The sequence below is a fragment of the Qipengyuania sp. BR81-2 genome, from assembly GCF_055693895.1.
The window spans coordinates 1,019,919-1,035,651 of record NZ_CM146344.1 but is presented as its reverse complement, the minus strand read 5'-3'; the positions used below and the strand labels follow the sequence as shown (position 1 = coordinate 1,035,651).

Here is a 15,733-nt window from a genome sequence, read left to right as displayed (position 1 = left end):
GCGCGGGCGCTATTCGGATCAGGCTTCGATTTTCAGAAGCTTGATCGCATTGCTGTCGAGCACCTGGCCGCCCACGCGCTTGGTGGCGTAGAAGTGGACGAAGGGCTTGTTGGTGAAGGGGTCGCGCAGCACCTGTGTCGCGCTGCGTTCCGCGATTAGGTAGCCGTGGCGGAAGTTGCCGAATGCGATCGGATATTCACCGGCCGCGATATCTGGCATGTCCTCGGCCTCGATCACCGGATAGCCGAGCAGGCGGTCAGGCTGGCCCTCGACGAGGCCCGGCTGCCACAGGAAGGCGCCATCGGCGGTCTTGAGCTTGCGTACCTCGGCGAGCGTGGCCGAGTTCATTACGAAGCTCGCGCCCTGACGGTGGCCGGATTTCATCGTGTGGACGAGGTCGATCAGCTTGGCATCCGGATTGGCATCAAAGCCCGATGCGTCGCCCGAACCGACATACTGCAGCGTACCGAATGCGCGCAGGCTATCTTCTGCAGCCGAGACCGGCGTAGAGAGGAAACCCATCGGCTGGTCGACTCCGCTGCCGCCGACGAAGGCTGCACCCTCGGCGCGGGCGAACTCCATGGCGATCTCGCTGGCGAGCCAGTTTTCGAGGTCGAAGCCGGCATCGTCGAGCATGGCCTGAGAGGCAGCCGGGTTGGCGAAGAGTTCGCCCGTCGGCGGGGCGATCTCGGCGAAGTCGGGCGTGTCGGTCTCGGGGCGGGCTGCGGTCTCGCCGACCCAACCCGACGAGGTGCCGCCGGTCGAGATGAGCTTGCGATAGCCCGCACTTCCGGTCTGCACGACCTGGCTGATCGCGCGGATCGGGCTGATCTCCTGCAGTTCGCGGGCGATCATCGCGTCGATCTGGCGCGGGACGGCATAGCCGCCGTCACTCGGAACGGCGCCGCTGATCGACTTGAATTCGGCCGTCGCGCCGCGACGAAGGTAACCGTCGACGAAGCCCTTCACTTCGGGCGCGGCGTCCTCGGTTCCGCCGATTGCCGGACGCGCTGCACGGGTTGCAGCCTGGGCGATCTTGTCGACGCGGGTCTTCACCTCGTCGACATCGCTGCGCAGCGATGCGACGTCGGCTTCGGTCTTGTCCTGGCGGGCTACGATGTCGAAGCTCGCTTCGGCCTGGTCGGGGGTGGTCGTAGGGGTATCCATAGGGGCATTCACCTTTCTTGCGGGCATGAAAAAGCCGCCCGGAAGGCGGCGATGGGAAAGAGTTGGGAGAGGGTGTCAGGCGACGAAGTGCACGCGCGCCTCGTGTTGGAGCGGATGGGTCACCACGCTCACTTCGAAGAGTTCGATGTCGGCGAGGTCACGGCCCTCGGGTGTCCGGCGATAGGAGCGGGCCCGGTAGCCGAAGCTGAGGCCGCTCACGGCTCGTTCGCGCAGCAGCTTTGCGGCGCGGCCTTGGGGATTGTCGATACTGGCCACGATCCGCAGTCCGCGTTCGTCTTCGCCCGCGGTCTCCACCCAGCCGATCCGCTGGTCGGGACGGTGCTGCCAGTAAAGCGGGAAAGGGCCGCGACTTTCCGAGAGCGTGCGGGCGAAGGCGCCTTTGCGGATCGTGTCCTTCGCGGCATCGGCCACTTCGAAGAGAGCCGCGTATCCGGCTATCCTGAGCGTCACGATATTAGCTCGCTGAGGCCAAGGCGCACCGCGATCCCGACCAGCAGCAGCGCAAGCACCCCGCGCACCAGCCATTCGACGCCGGCCTTCCAGGCGGAAGCCTTGGCATCGCGCCATGCCGAGAGCAGCTCGCGCAGCTCGTCGATATCTTCCTGGGCATCGGCATCGTCGAGGCCGAGCCGCCCGAGCACGCGCCGCGCGCCGAGTTCCGAGCTTTCTTCGACGATCGCGCGCAAGGTCACGAGGTCGGCCCCTTGCGTATCGGCCTGCGCGACCAGCCGCGCCAACATGTCTTCGCGGGTCATTGGCTATCCTTTCTGCTCGCAAGGCCGAGCATTTCGCGCTTCTCATCTGCATCGAGGAAGTCCGCACTGCTCACCTGCGACCACAACTTCTCGCGGTCCTCCGCGAGCGCAGGGACACGGTCGAGATCGACGCTGGGAGCGGTGTCAAACCAGTCGGCGAGGCCCGATTGCAGGCCCTTCAGTATCTTCGAGATCAGCGGCAACAGGGTCAGGCGCCACAGGGCGCGGTTCGCCTCGCGGTAATTTGCATAGGTGTTGTCGCCCGGCAGGCCGAGCAGCATGGGCGGCACCCCGAATGCGAGCGCGATGTCGCGCGCCGCAGCGGCTTTCAGGGTCGCGAAATCCATGTCGGCGGGCGAAAGGCTCATCGCTTTCCAGTCGAGCCCGCCTTCGAGCAGCATCGGCCGCCCCGCATTGCCGCCGCCCTGGAAGGCCGCCTGCAATTCTGCCTTGAGGCGATCGAACTGTTCGGCGCTGAGGCCTGCGGTATCGCCGCTGTCATAGACCAGCGCGCCGGAGGGACGCGCGGCATTGGCGAGCAGCGCGCGGTTCCATTCCGATGCGGCATTGTGGATCGCGACTGCTGGCGCCGCGGCGGCGAGCGAGCCGGCGCCGTAATGGTCGTCGGTGGGGTGAAAGCTCTTCAGGTGGATGATGTTCGGCCACCCGCCTTCATCTTCGAGCGTGATTGTCAACGCGCGGTCGGCGAGGATGTAGCGATAGGCGCTAGGCCAGCCATCGTCCCCGGCCACCACCTGCACACGCTCGGGGCGCAGCGGATAGAGTTCGACCGGCACGCCCGCCGCATCCTTCACGATCTGGACATAGGCATTGCCATGGAGGGCGAGGTGCGCGGCGAGTACTTCGAGTAGCGGCTGCGAACCGCAGGAACATTCGACCAGCCGCTCGAGCCTCTCGTCGGGATAGGCGATCGGCGCACCGCCGACCCCTTCCGCGACGGTGCGGACTGCACGCTGGGCGACCGGATTGGCGAGATAGGCCTCTCCCACCTCGCGCGAATAGTCGAATGGCGAGCGGGCGGGAGTAACGTCGAAGGCGCTCGCCCAGGGCGAGATGAAACCGCGCGAGACAGGCACGCGCGATTGGCCCCCGCCCTTGAAGGGGGTGGCGAGACTGGAGAGGAATGACATGGGAATTCCTTGCTAGAGATTTCGAATGTTTGGCCGCGAGACCTTGCCGAGCATCAACTCCGTAAGTGCCCAGACCAGCGCATCGGCGCGGTCCGGAGAGCGGCCCGGGCCCTTGTACTCGCCGCCTGCCATCAGCCCGCAGAGCTGGTCCTCAAGCCTCGCGAACATGCCGGCATGGCCTACCCGCCCGGCTTCGTAGAGCGCGGCGACCGGTTCGGCGCGCGCGGCCTTGCCGCGGCTCGCGTGCACCAGCTTCAGGGGCAGCGAGATGTCCGCGGCGCGCAGCACGCTTGCCACCATCGCGCCGCCCTGGTTCGCTTCCGCCACCACGCGGTCGGCGTTCCAGGCGGCGACAGCTTGGGCGACCGCGCGCGCCCAGCGTTCGGGCGAGGCGGGGCCGATCGAACAATCCGCCAGCACCCGGCCTTCGCCTGCCTCGTCAAGCGCGCAGACCACGATACCGCATTCATCGCCATGCGCGCTGGCAGGGGGATCGACGCCGACCACCACGCGCACCGGAGCCTCGGCGCCAGTATCCGCGCGGCAGGCCTCGAGAAGCGAGCGGGTCCACAAGGCCCCCTCGACATCTTCGAGCATCTCGCCTTCCAGTTCCTGACGCCCGAGTGCCGACCCGCCGAACTGCCGGTCCATCGTGCCGATGAAGGCGGCGGGGAGGTTGGCGGCATTATCGAATGTCGAGCCCCTCGTGACTTCCACCAGCCCGCAGCCTTCCTCGAGCATGAGGCGGCGTAGCAGCGGCACGGGCCGCGGGGTGGTCGTCGCGACGATGCGCGGATCGTCACCGAGCCTCAACCCCATGAGCAGGTTGTCCCAGGCCTGCGTCGCGCGGTCGGATGCAGTAGACCACTTGGCGATCTCGTCGCACCAGGCATGCGAATGCTGCGGTCCTCTCAGCGTGTCAGGTTCGGCTGCCGAATAGAGCGTTGCCACCGCACCGTTTGGCCAGGTCAGGCGGCGGCGCGAAGGCTCGAACTCGGGCCGGTACATCGGCGGGCAGATGTTGAGCAGCCCGCTTTCGCCCTCCACCATGATGGCGCGCGCCTCGCCCAAATTGGCGGCAACGAGCGCGATATGCGCATCGGGATTGCCGATTGCCTGCTCGCGGACCCATTCGGAGCCCATGCGGGTCTTGCCGAAACCGCGACCCGCGCAAACGAGCCAGCACGACCAGTTGCCCTCCGGCGGCAACTGGCTGGCACGGGCCCAGAGCGACCAGTCGTAGGCGATGGCCGCCCGCTCACGCTCCTCCAGCCCCACAATGAGGCCTCGCATCGTTGCCTGGTCCTGATTGCGCAGCCACGCGAGGAACTCAGACGTCAGCTTCATGCGCCCTGTCCGGTTTGGCCCGCTTCCTGCCGGCGAGAGCCAGCTCGTTCTGCCGCATGGCCTCGAGTTTGCGGTTGAGCGAGGCGAGCACGCTGGCCTCGTCGCTGTCTTCGATCCTGGCGCGCTCGCGGGCCACGGTTTCGCGGTGAAGCGCGAGAAGCCTCAGCGCATTGGCAATATCGAACTTCGGGCCTTCCGGCGGAACGCCCTCGCGAAGGCGGCGCAAGGTTTCGAGCTCGAGATGCTCGTATCCCTCCAGCAACGCATCGCGCCACTGGCGCGCAAACTCGGGATCGGTCCGGCGCAGCTTGTACGCCCTGCTCGGATTGGCGCCGCAGCGCTTCGCGGCCTCGGTGACATTGGACGTTTCGGCGAGATAATCGAGGAATAGCGAGCGCCACTTGGTCGAAACCCGGCCATTTTCCCCTTCGCGGAATTGCGGGCGCATCTCCCTGTAAGCCCGGCGTTGTCCGGCCATGACATGCCTCCCGGTTGCGCGATGTCGCCAGACGCGAAAGGGCGACCGAATGGCCGCCCCTCCCGAGTGAATCACACTATCGCGATGTTCCCTGTATGTGCCAAAACAGCGTTACGATGTCAAGATAAAAGTGCCAAATAGGTTAGTTCGACAGGCGCTCCAACACGATTGCCAAGCTCGTGGCGCTCGCCTAACCCTTGGGCCGCCTTTTCTGCCCTGAGAGACCTCTCCTGCAATGATCATGAAACCGCTTCGCGGGCTCTACGACTGGACGATGGAAAAGGCGTCGCACCCGCATGCGGTGTGGTGGCTGGCGTTCTTCTGCTTCGTCGAATCGAGCTTCTTCCCGATCCCGCCGCATCCGCTCCTCGGCCTCATGTGCCTTGCCGAGCCGAAGAAGGCGGTAAAGTTCGCCACTGTCGCCACGCTTTCATCGGTCGCGGGCGCGCTGCTCGGTTATGCAATCGGCTGGGGACTGTACGACACGGTGGGCGTCTGGCTGATTTCGGTGCTCGGCCTGACCGAGGCATTTCCGGTCGCAGCTTGCCACCTCAAAGAATACGACTTCGAGGCAATCCTCATCGCGGGCGCGACTCCGGTTCCCTTCAAGCTGCTGACGATTACCGCCGGTTTCGTCGGTATGAACCTCGCGACATTCGTACTCTCGAGCCTGTTCGCCCGCGCGCTCATCTTCATGACAGTGGGTATCCTGTTCCGCGTCTTCGGCGCCCCGATCAAGCGAGTGATCGACAAGTACCTGGGCACAGTCACGACGATCTTCGTGGTCCTTGTCGTCGGCGGCGTCCTGGTGCTGACGCAGCTTGGGGGCAACGAGGATGAAGAGGGCGGGGTTTGCTCCGGCGCCCAGCTCGAGCAGGTCCAGTGACCTATTCGCTCCCGCGCCGCCTGACCGCAGAGGCGATCGGCAGCTTCTTCCTGTTCGTAGGCGTGATCGGCTCGGGCGTTATGGCCGAGGCACTGGCGCAGGGCGATGACGCGCTGGCTCTGCTCGCCAACACGGTCGCGACAGGCGCGATCCTTTACGTTCTGATCGCGATGCTGGGCCCTATTTCCGGGGCCCACTTCAATCCCGCGGTGACTTTGGCTTTCGCGCTCAGGCGCGAAATCGAGATCCGGCCGGCGCTTGCATTTGTTCTCGTCCAGATCGCGGCTGGAGTGATCGGCGCCTTTGCGGTCCACCTAATGTTCGACATGCCTATCCTGCAGTTCTCGACCAAGGCGCGCGCAGGCCTTGGCCAGTGGACCGGTGAATTCGTTGCGACCTTTGGCCTCGTCCTGACAATCCTCGTCCTGCTTCGCACGAGGGCGGAGGCCATACCCATGGCCGTCGCGCTCTACATCACTTCCGCCTACTGGTTCACCAGCTCGACCAGCTTCGCCAACCCCGCGATCACGTTGGTACGCAGCCTGTCCGACAGCTTTGCAGGTATCGCGCCTGCGGACGTGCCCGGCTTCATCCTTGCGCAGATTGCCGGAGCCATCGCGGCGACGGTTCTCGCCGGATGGCTGGTGAACTCCGGGAGGCAGGAAGACTAGTCCAGGGCGAAGCGCGCGAGGCGTTCGGAATCGGGAATCCGGATGCGTCCGTAGCCGCGCTCGATCAGCCCGCGACGCTGCAGGTCTTTCAGCGCAGCATTGGCAGTGGCGCGGGTCACGCCGAGAAGGTCGGCGAGCTCCTGCTGGGTGATGGTGACGCTGGCCCCGCCTTCGTCATCTCCGGCCATGGTAGCCAGTAGACCCGCAAGACGTGCAGGATTGGTGCCGTGCCTCAGGCCTGCAAGGATCGAGAGCGTGTCCTGCAACTGCTCGGACAAGGCGCCCAGCAGTTCTCGCGTCGAGGCGGGATAGTTCGCCAATGCATCGAGGAAGGGTCGTGCCGCGATGAGGCGCACCCGGCTCTCGCCGCGCGATATGGCGTCGACGATCCGCGGCTTTCCTGAAAACACGGCCAGTTCGCCATAGGAGTCGCCAGCGCCGAGCAAGGCCACCGCGCGAAACTCGCCATCGGGTAGGAACTGGCCGACGCGCACTGCGCCTTCCTCTATCAGCCAGAACCCGTCGGCCGGGTCGCCGCGCTGCTGGATGATCTGTCCGTCTGCAAATGTCCGTTCGCGCGAAGTCCTGATCAGGTGCGCCTGGAGCGCACTATCGAGCGCCGAAAACAGCATCGGCGTGACAAGCGAGCGCCGAGTCGCGCTCAATTGTAAAATTCTGGACATTATTGAGGCTGGATAAAGGCTAGGAGGAGATTCGACAAGATTGCCGGGAAAAGACCCATGCCTTCATCGACCATTGCCATCATCGCGATCTATTTCGGTTTCGCCGCGCTCGAGCTGTGGCGTTCGAAGCTGTTCTCGAAGGAAGAGCAGACCCGCGACGACGGGATCGTCGAGGCAGTCAGCATGGTTGTGCTGCTCGCTTTCACCCAGCCGATGGTGCTGTTCTCCGCAGCCGCGCTGGCAGGACTGGTGGCGCCGCAATACGAAGGTGCGCTTGCCGGAATCAACGTCTTCGCGGCGATCGGGCTGTTCCTGATCCTCGACGACATGATGCAGTATTGGTGGCACCGCGCGAGCCACACCTTCCCGTGGCTCTACAACCTCCACCGGGCGCATCACAACGCGAAGTACATGAGCGTGCGCCTCGTGTACCGCAACAACCTGTTCTACTATGCTATGATGCCCGGCATCTGGCTGTCGGGGGTGCTGATCTACCTCGGGCTCGGCTGGGTCTATGCGGCCTACATCGTGGTGAAGCTGCTGGTGATCACCGGAGCCCACTCGGACGTCGCCTGGGACAAGCCGCTCTACGCGATCAAATGGCTGTCACCGATTATGTGGGTGGTCGAGCGGACGATCTCGACGCCGGCCACGCACCATGCTCATCACGGCCGCCATGCCGAAGACGAGGCGACCCACTACAAGGGCAACTATGGCAACCTTTTGTTCTTCTGGGACGTGCTGTTCGGTACCGCGAAGATCACGCGCAGCTATCCGAAAAGCTACGGTGTCGAGAATCTCGCACCGGCCACACTCGGCCAGCAGCTGATGTGGCCCGTGTTTCCCGAGAACAAGATCGAACAACCGGTTGGAGAGGGGGCGACCGCCGAGGTCGCCTGAACGGAAAGGCCGGTCGGACTTCGATCCCCCGACCGGCCTTTCTAATCCGTCAGGTCATTTTAGCCCTCGAAGCGCGTCTCGAGAGTGATCTCTGCATTCAGCAGTTTCGAGATCGGGCAGTTCGCCTTGGCGTCGGCTGCCAGTTCTTCGAACTTCGCTTGGTCCATGCCCGGGATCTTCCCCTTGGTCGACAGGGCCGATCTCGTGACGGTAAATCCGTCATCCTGCTTTTCGAGCGACACTTCGGCACTGGTCGTCACATGACCATCGGAAAAGCCGGCCTCGGCGAGCTTGAAAGACAGCGCCATGGTGAAGCAGCTGGCGTGCGCTGCCGCGACCAGCTCTTCGGGATTGGTGCCCGGTGCATCCTCGAAGCGGGTGTTGAACCCATAGGGCTGGGCGGCGAGGGCGCCTGAGCCGGTCGAGACGTGGCCCTTACCGTCCTTGCCTAGTCCCTCGTAGGTCGCGCTGCCGGTGTTGGTCGTTTTCATATGCCAAGTTCCTTTCGCCAACCCGACGCATGATCGAAGCCTCGGTTCCAGCTACATCGCCATCATGATCTCGGGCGCGAACAGCGTCGCAAGGGAAAGCAACGCGGCGAAAGAACCGAATGTGCCGCCGAGGATTGTGAAACGGCTGGTGTTGATCTGGGTCTGCATTCTCGTTCTCCTGTGATTTGGGACACAGGAAGGTTCGACGAAAACGGCCCGCGGTTACCCGCGAGCCGTTTTGAGAATTGCGATGACAGTGATCGTTGCCGATCGGGCCGGGATCAGATGATGCCGATTTCCTTGCCCGACTTTTCGAAGATTTCGAGGATCTGGCCGACCTCTTCCTCGCTGTGTTCAGCACAAAGCGAACAGCGCAGCAGCGTCATGTTCGCAGGAGTTGCCGGCGGCCTTGCGAGGTTCACGTAGAGACCGTTGCGGATCAACGCTTCCCACATGGCCGCGCCCTGTTCGAGATCAGGCATGACCACGGCGATGATCGCGCTCTGCGGCTCCTCGGTGCCCAGCTTGAATCCGAGCTCGCGAAGCCCCTTGTGGAGGTTCTTCGAATTTTCCCAGAGGTGCGCGCGCTTGTTCGAGCCGTGCATCAGCTTGCGAATGCTGGTCTCTGCCGTCGCGACCACGGAGGGCGGCAGCGATGCGGTGAAGACATAGGGGCGGCAAACGAGGCGCATGATCTCGAACTTGGGATGGTTCGAGACGCAGAAGCCGCCGACGGTGCCCACGCTTTTGGAGAAGGTGCCGATGATGAAATCGACATCGTCGATCACGCCTGCATCTTCCACGACGCCGCGGCCATTGTCGCCGATGAAGCCCATCGAGTGCGCCTCGTCGACAAGGATCATTGCGCCATACTTCTTCGCGACAGCGACCATCTCCTTGAGCGGCGCGACATCGCCGAGCATCGAGTAGACGCCTTCAAGCACGACCAGCTTTCCGGCATCGGCGGGGATGCGCTTCAGGCGCTTTTCCATCGCCTCGATGTCGTTGTGCTTGAACGGCACGACCTCGGCCTGACCCATCGCACAGCCGTCCCAGATGCTGGCGTGGCTGTCGATGTCGAGGACGATGTAATCGCCCTTGCCCGCGATGGTAGAAATGATCCCGAGATTGGCCTGGTAGCCGGTCGAGAAGACCATCGCGTGGTCCATGTCGTAGAAGTCCTTGAGCGCCTGCTCGCACTCCTTGTGACCCTGGTAGGTACCATTGAGCACACGGCTGCCGGTTGTGCCCGATCCGAAATCGGCCAGCGCCTGCTTGCCCGCCTCGACCACGTCGGGGTCGAAGGTCATGCCCATGTAGTTGTAGGTGCCGAGCAGGATCGTCTCGCGGCCGTTGCAGATGGCGCGGGTCGGCGAGAGGACCTTCTCCATCACGAGGTTGAAGGGGTCGGTCTGACCGGTCGCCAGTAGTCCTTCGCGCAGCGCGATGATGTCGTCGAACTTGGAGAAGAGGTCCTTGCCCTCGCCCTCGAGTTCCTGCGGCTGGTCGGGCTGGGAAATGCCTTCGCTCATGAATCTGCCTGCAGCTTGCACACTGCGTCGACCAGTTGTCCGCAATTCTCGATCTCGGCCTGCTGGTTCATCGAGATGATGATGTCGAATTCGTCTTCGATCTCGGCGACGAAATCCATGACGGTGAGGCTGTCAAATTCCAGGTCGTTCTGGAAAGTCGTTTCCTCGGTGATCGTCACGCCCTTCTTGTTGAAGGGTTCGGCAAGTTCGCGGATCTTCGCGTCTACCTGTGCTCGGTCCATGAATGGGTCCAATTCTATCCTGTGCAGTGCGACCCGCTTATGCGGACCGTAACGAATGGGGCGGCAAAGCGGTTTCCGGGGCCGCTTGTCAAGCGCGAGACGCGGCTATTCGAATGCGCGCAGGGCCGCATCTAGCCGTCGAGCAGCTTGCGTACAGCCGCCATGAAAGGTCCGATCGACACCGGCTTGGCGAGATAGTCCTGTGCGCCCGCATCGCGGATACGTTCCTCGTCACCCTTGCCGGCATAGGCGGTTACGGCGAGAACGGGCACTTCGTCGAACTCCGCATCCGCCTTGAGCTGGGTGATGAGGTCGACACCGCTGACATTGGGCAGCTGGATGTCCATGATCACCAGTTCGGGGTGGAACTTCTTTGCCGTCGCCACCACATTGCTGCCATCCGAAACCGGCACAACCTCATAGCCGCTCGCTTTCAGCACGTCGCAGAACAGTTTGCGGTTGAGGTCGTTGTCCTCGACAACGAGGATTCTCTTTGCCACGGGGCCGAAATCTCCTGTCTCTTTCGAGGCAGGGCTTAGGAAATAGCGGAGGGACTGACAATTCCGACAGGCGACAAATCGGCGGATGGAGACAATCGCGCAGCCGAAGTGCTGGCGCTGGAAGCGCTCGGCTGGGCGCTGACCGAGGAACGACGCGCCGAACGCCTGCTGTCGCTGACCGGGCTCACGCCAGAACGCCTGCGCCACGGGATAACGGAACGAGCCGTGCAGGCCGCCGTTCTTGAATTTCTAGCCGGACACGAGCCGGACCTCATTGCTGCAGCCGACGCTCTCAACACCAGGCCCGAAGTGCTGGTTGCCGCTGCAAGGGAATTGAATGCATGAGTCGACCGCTGATTATCTCCGACTGTGACGAGGTGCTCCTCTACATGGTGGCGCCGTTCAAGGACTGGCTTGCCGAGACACAAGGCGTCGAGTTCCGCATGAGCGGCAACGATTTCAGCCAGGCACTGCGCTGGCATGACAGCGGTGAAGTGCTGGCGCCCGACCAGATCTGGAAGATGCTCGGCGGGTTCTTCGATACGGAAATGTATCGCCAGAACCCCATTCCCGGGGCGATTGAAGGCATCAACACCCTGGCTGAAGAGGCGGACGTGGTGATCCTCACGAACCTCGTCGACAAGCGGCAGGAAATGCGCCGCGAGCAGCTGGCGGGGCATGGCCTCAATGCGCGGGTCTTCACCAACCAGGGCCCCAAGGGACCGGCTCTGCAGAACATCCTTGCAGAATACCGGCCCTCGAAAGCCATTTTCATCGACGATCTCGCGCAGCATCACCGCTCGGCGCGCGAAACGATCTCCGAAATCACCACGCTGCACCTGTGCGGCGAACCCATGCTCGCCCCTCATATCGACTGCGCGCACACTTCGGGCCATGCCGATGCACGTATCGACAGCTGGGACGAGGCACTGCCCTGGCTGAGAGGGCAATTGGAAAGGGAAACAGCATGAGTGTTCACGAACGACTTCGGGAAATGGGCGTCGAACTGCCCGACGCCGCCGCACCCGTAGCAAGCTACCAGCCCGTCGTGGTCGACGGGCACACCGCCTACGTTTCGGGCCAGCTGCCTTTCGTCGACGGCAATCTCGTCACCGGCAAGCTCGGCAAGGACGTGTCGCTGGAGCGCGGGCAGGAAGCGGCACGCGCGTGCGGTCTCATGATCCTCGCACAGCTCGAGGCTGCCGGCCTGCTCGAACGCGTCTCGCATATGGTGAAGCTCGGCGGTTTCGTTGCCTCCACGCCCGATTTCACCGATCAGCCAAAAGTCGTGAACGGCGCTTCGGACCTGATGTTCGAAGTCTTCGGCCATCCCGGTAAGCATGCGCGCAGTGCGGTCGGCGTTCCTGTGTTGCCGCTCGACGCCGCGGTAGAGGTCGATGCGATCGTTGCTCTCAAGGCTTGACCGACTGATCGTCAAGGCGCCCGATCTTGAGCGGGTCGGGTGGCTCCGCGACTGGACTTATGCCCACCGCGGATTGCATTCACCGGGCGTGCCTGAAAACTCGCTTGCCGGTTTCGCGCTCGCAGTGGAGCGCGGGCTGGGGATCGAGTGCGATATCCAGCGCAGCCGCGATGGTTGCGCGATGCTGGTTCATGACTGGGAGCTCGACCGGCTGACCGCAGTCAGCGGTCCGCTGGCCGATCACACCGCTGAAGAACTCGCCCAGATCGCTTTCCTCGACAGCGAGCACATGCTTGCGCGGCTCGACGACCTGTTGCCGATCGTGGATGGCAAGGTGCCGATCCTCGTCGAGATCAAGTCGCGCCGCGGTTATGATGTCGCGCGAAGCTGCGAGGCGGTTGCGGCCGCGCTCGAGGGCTATGCGGGACGCCATGCGGTGATGAGCTTCGATCCGCGGGTCTGCGCCTGGTTCGCCAGGAAATCGCCGGAGACGATCCGCGGGCTGGTAATGCGTGAAGACGAGATTGGCATGACCCAGAAGGCCTGGCAGCGCCACGTGGCGCTTTGGGCCGCGCGTCCCGAGTTCATCGCCTATCATGTCGCCGCCTTGCCCAATCCCATGGTTGCCGGTCTGCGCGAGCGCGGGTTGCCGGTGCTGACCTGGACGGTCAATTCACCGGAAACACATGCCAATGGATCACGCCATGCAGATGCCCTGATCGCCGAGGGAGACGGGCTGGCGTGAGCGAAACCGGGCTAGCAGCGCGTATTGCCAGTTCGGTGGGCAGTATCGATGCCGCTGCATGGAATGCACTTGCCGGCGACAATCCCTTCGTCAGCCACGAATTCCTGACGGCTCTGGAAGATTCCGGAAGCGTGGGTCCGGGGACTGGTTGGCAGCCCGTGCCGATTGTTATCTCCGCCGATGACGGACCGCCGCTCGCAGCCATGCCGGCCTATGCTAAGGGCCACAGCCAGGGCGAGTATGTCTTCGACCATGCCTGGGCGGATGCCTATCTGAGGGCAGGGGGCAACTACTATCCCAAGCTCCAGATCGCCGTGCCGTTCACGCCCGCCACGGGGCCGCGCCTGCTACTGTCCGATCCGGCCCTCGCAACTCCGCTGCTTTCGGCGGCCGAGCAACTCTGCCTGCAGAACGATTTCTCGTCGGCCCATGCGACATTCATCGAGCCCGAGCAGCGCGAGCTCTTCGAGCAGGCCGGTTGGCTACCGCGCAGCGACATCCAGTTCCACTGGCTCAATCGCGACTTCGCGACCTTCGACGACTTCCTCGCCACGCTGACCTCGCGCAAACGCAAGGACCTGCGCAAGGAACGCGCGGCGGCGCAGGAAGGGCTGGAGATCGTTCGCCTGACCGGAAGCGAAATTCGGCCCGAACACTGGGATGCCTTCTGGCATTTTTACCAGGACACCGGCGCGCGCAAATGGGGCCAGCCCTATCTTACGCGGGCCGCATTCGACCTGTTCGGCGAACGGATGGGCGACCGCATCGTGTTGGTGCTGGCGATGGAGGAGGGTGTGCCTATCGCAGGCGCGCTCAATTTCGTCGGGGGAGACGCGCTCTACGGAAGATACTGGGGCTGCACGAAGCACGTCCGCTTCCTGCATTTCGAGCTTTGCTATTACCAGGCGATCGATATCGCCATCGAGCGCGGTCTAGCGCGGGTGGAGGCGGGCGCCCAAGGCGGGCACAAGCTGGCCCGCGGCTACGAACCGGTCGAGACCATTTCCGCGCACTGGTTCGCCGATCCCGGCTTCCGCGCGGCGGTGGCGGAGTTCCTCGAGCGAGAGCGCGAAGGCGTGGCCGTCGACCGCAACTATCTCGAGCGAAGAACGCCCTTCCGCAAAGACAATTGAATCAGGCAACCTTGCGCGAACCGTCGAGCAGCCATTCGCGAGCGCGGCGTTGTGCCTCGGCGATTTCGCGGGCGGTCATTTCGTCGGAGATATCAGCACGGCACCAGGCAGCTTCCTCGTGGCCCTTCGATGCCGCGATATTAAACCATTTATGGGCTTCGATCATGTCGACGCTGCAACCGTGGCTTCCGGTCGAGTAAGCAACCCCCAGCGCATAAAGCGCATCGATGCTGCCATTCGCATAATCACTGAGATGCTCCGCGATGGTGACCATCGCCTCGTCACTTTGTTCGATGCGGCCGGCGCCGCCTTCGATCGACTTGAGTTCCATTTGCTTACTCCCCCGAGTTTCGACCGGCTCCCCTGCCGGACAAGCTCAAGTTCGGGGGTTATGGTCAATAAATGGTTAACGTCGGCATCAAGACTTTCGCCATGTCTCGATCCGGTAGGCTGAGCTTAATCTGTCACAGGGTATGGAAGGAATCTGGAAAGGCGCTTGTGCGCGTCCGGTGGCCCTCCTATAGGCCGCGCCATCGGAGCGCTGCGGTACCGGAAAAATCCGGACCGGCGGGTCAGGCGGCTCTTCGGGATACGATTTGGGTAGAAGGGTAAAGGGCTCAATGGCCACTTCGGCGTCGAATGTTTCCGAAAAACTCGCGAAAGCGAAGGCTGCTGTCGACAAGGACTATGTCCCGACAGACGATGAAGAATACATGGGCGAAAAGCAGCTCGACTATTTTCGCGTGCTGTTGCTCGACTGGAAAAAATCCATCCACGATGCGGCGGGGCAGACCTTGCAGTCGCTGCAGGAAGGCCCGATCCGCGAGCCCGACCTCAACGACCGCGCCTCTTCCGAGACAGACTGGGGTATCGAGCTGCGTACGCGCGATCGCCAGCGCAAGCTGATCTCGAAGATCGATGCAGCGCTGCGCCGGATCGACCAGGGCGAATACGGCTGGTGCGAAGTGACGGGCGATCCAATCGGGCTTCGCCGCCTGATCGCAAGGCCGGTCGCCACGATGACGGTCGAGGCGCAGGAAGCCCATGAAAGACGGGAAAAAATCTCTCGCGACGACTAAGGTGTCCGCCTGATTTCTTGCCAAATTAACCACCTTGCATAACCGACAGTTATCGTCGGATTGCTAGGTGTGCGTGCTAGGGATCGCCAAGGGCGGGTTTAGAACGAACAAAGGGAAGCGCCTCAATGTCGGCAATCGAAACGCGCGGAGTGAAACGGGATAGCCTCTTTTTGATGGCTGAACTTCAGCCCGAGGGAGCGACCGAGCCCGAAAAGGTGAAAATCCGCAACCTGTCCGATACGGGCATTCTGGTCGATACCGCATCGATACTCGATCGCGGCGACCGCGTGATCGTCAAGCTCAAGACCATTGGCCCGGTGGCCGGTCGCGTGGCTTGGACGCAGGGCGTGCGTGTCGGCATTTCCTTCGACGCACCGATCGATTCCCAGGCCGCAAGACAGCCGGTGCACTCGGAAAACACCGAGGCGCCCCGCTATGCGCGTCCGGCAGTTGCACCGCGAAGCTCGGACTGGCGCGTCCGCCCGCTCTAGAAAGGGCGCTTGCGCCTTCGAGGCGGGGTGCTACTCCC

Annotated in this window: 22 protein-coding genes; 10 read left to right on the top strand and 12 right to left on the bottom strand. The window is 63.2% G+C overall.

Annotated features, from left to right (window positions below; translation table 11 throughout):
• Positions 1 to 18: 18 nt before the first annotated feature.
• The 6 genes from ACZ1G8_RS05080 to ACZ1G8_RS05055 form a co-directional block, all read right to left on the bottom strand.
• Complete coding sequence (locus tag ACZ1G8_RS05080) at positions 19 to 1,167, bottom strand: phage major capsid protein (RefSeq protein ID WP_472680735.1); 1,149 nt, start codon at positions 1,165 to 1,167, stop codon at positions 19 to 21.
• 75 nt (positions 1,168 to 1,242) lie between these two features.
• Positions 1,243 to 1,638 carry an HK97 family phage prohead protease gene (locus ACZ1G8_RS05075; RefSeq protein WP_472680734.1) on the bottom strand — a complete coding sequence of 132 codons (396 nt, stop codon included), beginning with the start codon at positions 1,636 to 1,638 and terminating at the stop codon, positions 1,243 to 1,245.
• Entirely contained in the window at positions 1,635 to 1,943 is a 309-nt protein-coding gene (locus ACZ1G8_RS05070; RefSeq protein ID WP_472680733.1) for a DUF6127 family protein, read from the bottom strand. The genes ACZ1G8_RS05075 and ACZ1G8_RS05070 overlap by 4 nt, the downstream gene beginning before the upstream one ends.
• Positions 1,940 to 3,094: a phage portal protein gene (locus tag ACZ1G8_RS05065; protein ID WP_472680731.1), complete on the bottom strand. Its 1,155-nt coding sequence runs from the start codon at positions 3,092 to 3,094 to the stop codon at positions 1,940 to 1,942. The genes ACZ1G8_RS05070 and ACZ1G8_RS05065 overlap by 4 nt, the downstream gene beginning before the upstream one ends.
• A gap of 12 nt (positions 3,095 to 3,106) precedes the next feature.
• Positions 3,107 to 4,441: a DNA-packaging protein gene (locus tag ACZ1G8_RS05060; protein WP_472680729.1), complete on the bottom strand. Its 1,335-nt coding sequence runs from the start codon at positions 4,439 to 4,441 to the stop codon at positions 3,107 to 3,109.
• Positions 4,425 to 4,919: a hypothetical protein gene (locus tag ACZ1G8_RS05055; protein ID WP_472680728.1), complete on the bottom strand. Its 495-nt coding sequence runs from the start codon at positions 4,917 to 4,919 to the stop codon at positions 4,425 to 4,427. The genes ACZ1G8_RS05060 and ACZ1G8_RS05055 overlap by 17 nt, the downstream gene beginning before the upstream one ends.
• A gap of 235 nt (positions 4,920 to 5,154) precedes the next feature.
• On the opposite strand from ACZ1G8_RS05055, the gene ACZ1G8_RS05050 reads away from it, so the two are divergent.
• A complete protein-coding gene (locus ACZ1G8_RS05050; protein ID WP_472680727.1) occupies positions 5,155 to 5,805 on the top strand; it encodes a YqaA family protein in 651 nt (216 codons plus the stop codon).
• Positions 5,802 to 6,476, top strand: a complete 675-nt coding sequence (locus ACZ1G8_RS05045) for an aquaporin (protein ID WP_472680726.1) — start codon at positions 5,802 to 5,804, stop codon at positions 6,474 to 6,476. The genes ACZ1G8_RS05050 and ACZ1G8_RS05045 overlap by 4 nt, the downstream gene beginning before the upstream one ends.
• On the opposite strand, the gene ACZ1G8_RS05040 is transcribed toward ACZ1G8_RS05045, so the two are convergent.
• Positions 6,473 to 7,141, bottom strand: coding sequence for a Crp/Fnr family transcriptional regulator (locus ACZ1G8_RS05040; RefSeq protein WP_472680724.1), 669 nt, complete (start codon positions 7,139 to 7,141; stop codon positions 6,473 to 6,475). The genes ACZ1G8_RS05045 and ACZ1G8_RS05040 overlap by 4 nt on opposite strands.
• Positions 7,142 to 7,216: 75 nt before the next feature.
• Here ACZ1G8_RS05040 and ACZ1G8_RS05035 point away from each other — a divergent pair, with 75 nt between their 5' ends.
• Positions 7,217 to 8,059: a sterol desaturase family protein gene (locus tag ACZ1G8_RS05035; protein WP_472680723.1), complete on the top strand. Its 843-nt coding sequence runs from the start codon at positions 7,217 to 7,219 to the stop codon at positions 8,057 to 8,059.
• A 59-nt stretch (positions 8,060 to 8,118) separates the two neighbouring features.
• On the opposite strand, the gene ACZ1G8_RS05030 is transcribed toward ACZ1G8_RS05035, so the two are convergent.
• From ACZ1G8_RS05030 to ACZ1G8_RS05015, 4 genes are all read right to left on the bottom strand, one after another.
• The gene (locus tag ACZ1G8_RS05030; protein ID WP_472680722.1) at positions 8,119 to 8,550 is read right to left on the bottom strand and encodes an OsmC family protein; all 432 of its coding nucleotides are present in this window, start codon (positions 8,548 to 8,550) and stop codon (positions 8,119 to 8,121) included.
• 281 nt (positions 8,551 to 8,831) lie between these two features.
• Positions 8,832 to 10,082, bottom strand: a complete 1,251-nt coding sequence (spt, locus tag ACZ1G8_RS05025; RefSeq protein ID WP_472680721.1) for a serine palmitoyltransferase — start codon at positions 10,080 to 10,082, stop codon at positions 8,832 to 8,834.
• Entirely contained in the window at positions 10,079 to 10,324 is a 246-nt protein-coding gene (locus ACZ1G8_RS05020) for an acyl carrier protein (protein ID WP_472680720.1), read from the bottom strand. Before ACZ1G8_RS05020 ends, spt begins: the two co-directional genes overlap by 4 nt.
• 131 nt (positions 10,325 to 10,455) lie before the next feature.
• Positions 10,456 to 10,824, bottom strand: a complete 369-nt coding sequence (locus tag ACZ1G8_RS05015; RefSeq protein WP_221427457.1) for a response regulator — start codon at positions 10,822 to 10,824, stop codon at positions 10,456 to 10,458.
• Positions 10,825 to 10,932: 108 nt separating this feature from the next.
• On the opposite strand from ACZ1G8_RS05015, the gene ACZ1G8_RS05010 reads away from it, so the two are divergent.
• Genes ACZ1G8_RS05010 through ACZ1G8_RS04990 form a run of 5 tightly spaced genes read left to right on the top strand, consistent with a single transcriptional unit; the run spans position 10,933 to position 14,125 of the window.
• Positions 10,933 to 11,169 carry a DUF3572 family protein gene (locus ACZ1G8_RS05010; RefSeq protein ID WP_280638308.1) on the top strand — a complete coding sequence of 79 codons (237 nt, stop codon included), beginning with the start codon at positions 10,933 to 10,935 and terminating at the stop codon, positions 11,167 to 11,169.
• The gene (locus ACZ1G8_RS05005; RefSeq protein ID WP_472680718.1) at positions 11,166 to 11,795 is read left to right on the top strand and encodes an HAD family hydrolase; all 630 of its coding nucleotides are present in this window, start codon (positions 11,166 to 11,168) and stop codon (positions 11,793 to 11,795) included. The genes ACZ1G8_RS05010 and ACZ1G8_RS05005 overlap by 4 nt, the downstream gene beginning before the upstream one ends.
• The gene (locus ACZ1G8_RS05000; RefSeq protein ID WP_221427459.1) at positions 11,792 to 12,247 is read left to right on the top strand and encodes a RidA family protein; all 456 of its coding nucleotides are present in this window, start codon (positions 11,792 to 11,794) and stop codon (positions 12,245 to 12,247) included. The genes ACZ1G8_RS05005 and ACZ1G8_RS05000 overlap by 4 nt, the downstream gene beginning before the upstream one ends.
• Entirely contained in the window at positions 12,231 to 12,992 is a 762-nt protein-coding gene (locus tag ACZ1G8_RS04995) for a glycerophosphodiester phosphodiesterase family protein (RefSeq protein WP_472680716.1), read from the top strand. The genes ACZ1G8_RS05000 and ACZ1G8_RS04995 overlap by 17 nt, the downstream gene beginning before the upstream one ends.
• Positions 12,989 to 14,125, top strand: coding sequence for a GNAT family N-acetyltransferase (locus tag ACZ1G8_RS04990; RefSeq protein ID WP_472680715.1), 1,137 nt, complete (start codon positions 12,989 to 12,991; stop codon positions 14,123 to 14,125). The genes ACZ1G8_RS04995 and ACZ1G8_RS04990 overlap by 4 nt, the downstream gene beginning before the upstream one ends.
• Before the next feature lies 1 nt (position 14,126).
• Here ACZ1G8_RS04990 and ACZ1G8_RS04985 read toward each other — a convergent pair whose 3' ends face one another.
• Positions 14,127 to 14,456: an SEL1-like repeat protein gene (locus ACZ1G8_RS04985; RefSeq protein WP_472680713.1), complete on the bottom strand. Its 330-nt coding sequence runs from the start codon at positions 14,454 to 14,456 to the stop codon at positions 14,127 to 14,129.
• 289 nt (positions 14,457 to 14,745) lie between these two features.
• On the opposite strand from ACZ1G8_RS04985, the gene dksA reads away from it, so the two are divergent.
• Both dksA and ACZ1G8_RS04975 read left to right on the top strand, forming a co-directional pair.
• Positions 14,746 to 15,204: an RNA polymerase-binding protein DksA gene (gene dksA / locus ACZ1G8_RS04980; RefSeq protein ID WP_221427463.1), complete on the top strand. Its 459-nt coding sequence runs from the start codon at positions 14,746 to 14,748 to the stop codon at positions 15,202 to 15,204.
• A 173-nt stretch (positions 15,205 to 15,377) separates the two neighbouring features.
• Entirely contained in the window at positions 15,378 to 15,695 is a 318-nt protein-coding gene (locus tag ACZ1G8_RS04975; RefSeq protein WP_472680711.1) for a PilZ domain-containing protein, read from the top strand.
• Positions 15,696 to 15,733 lie beyond the last annotated feature (38 nt).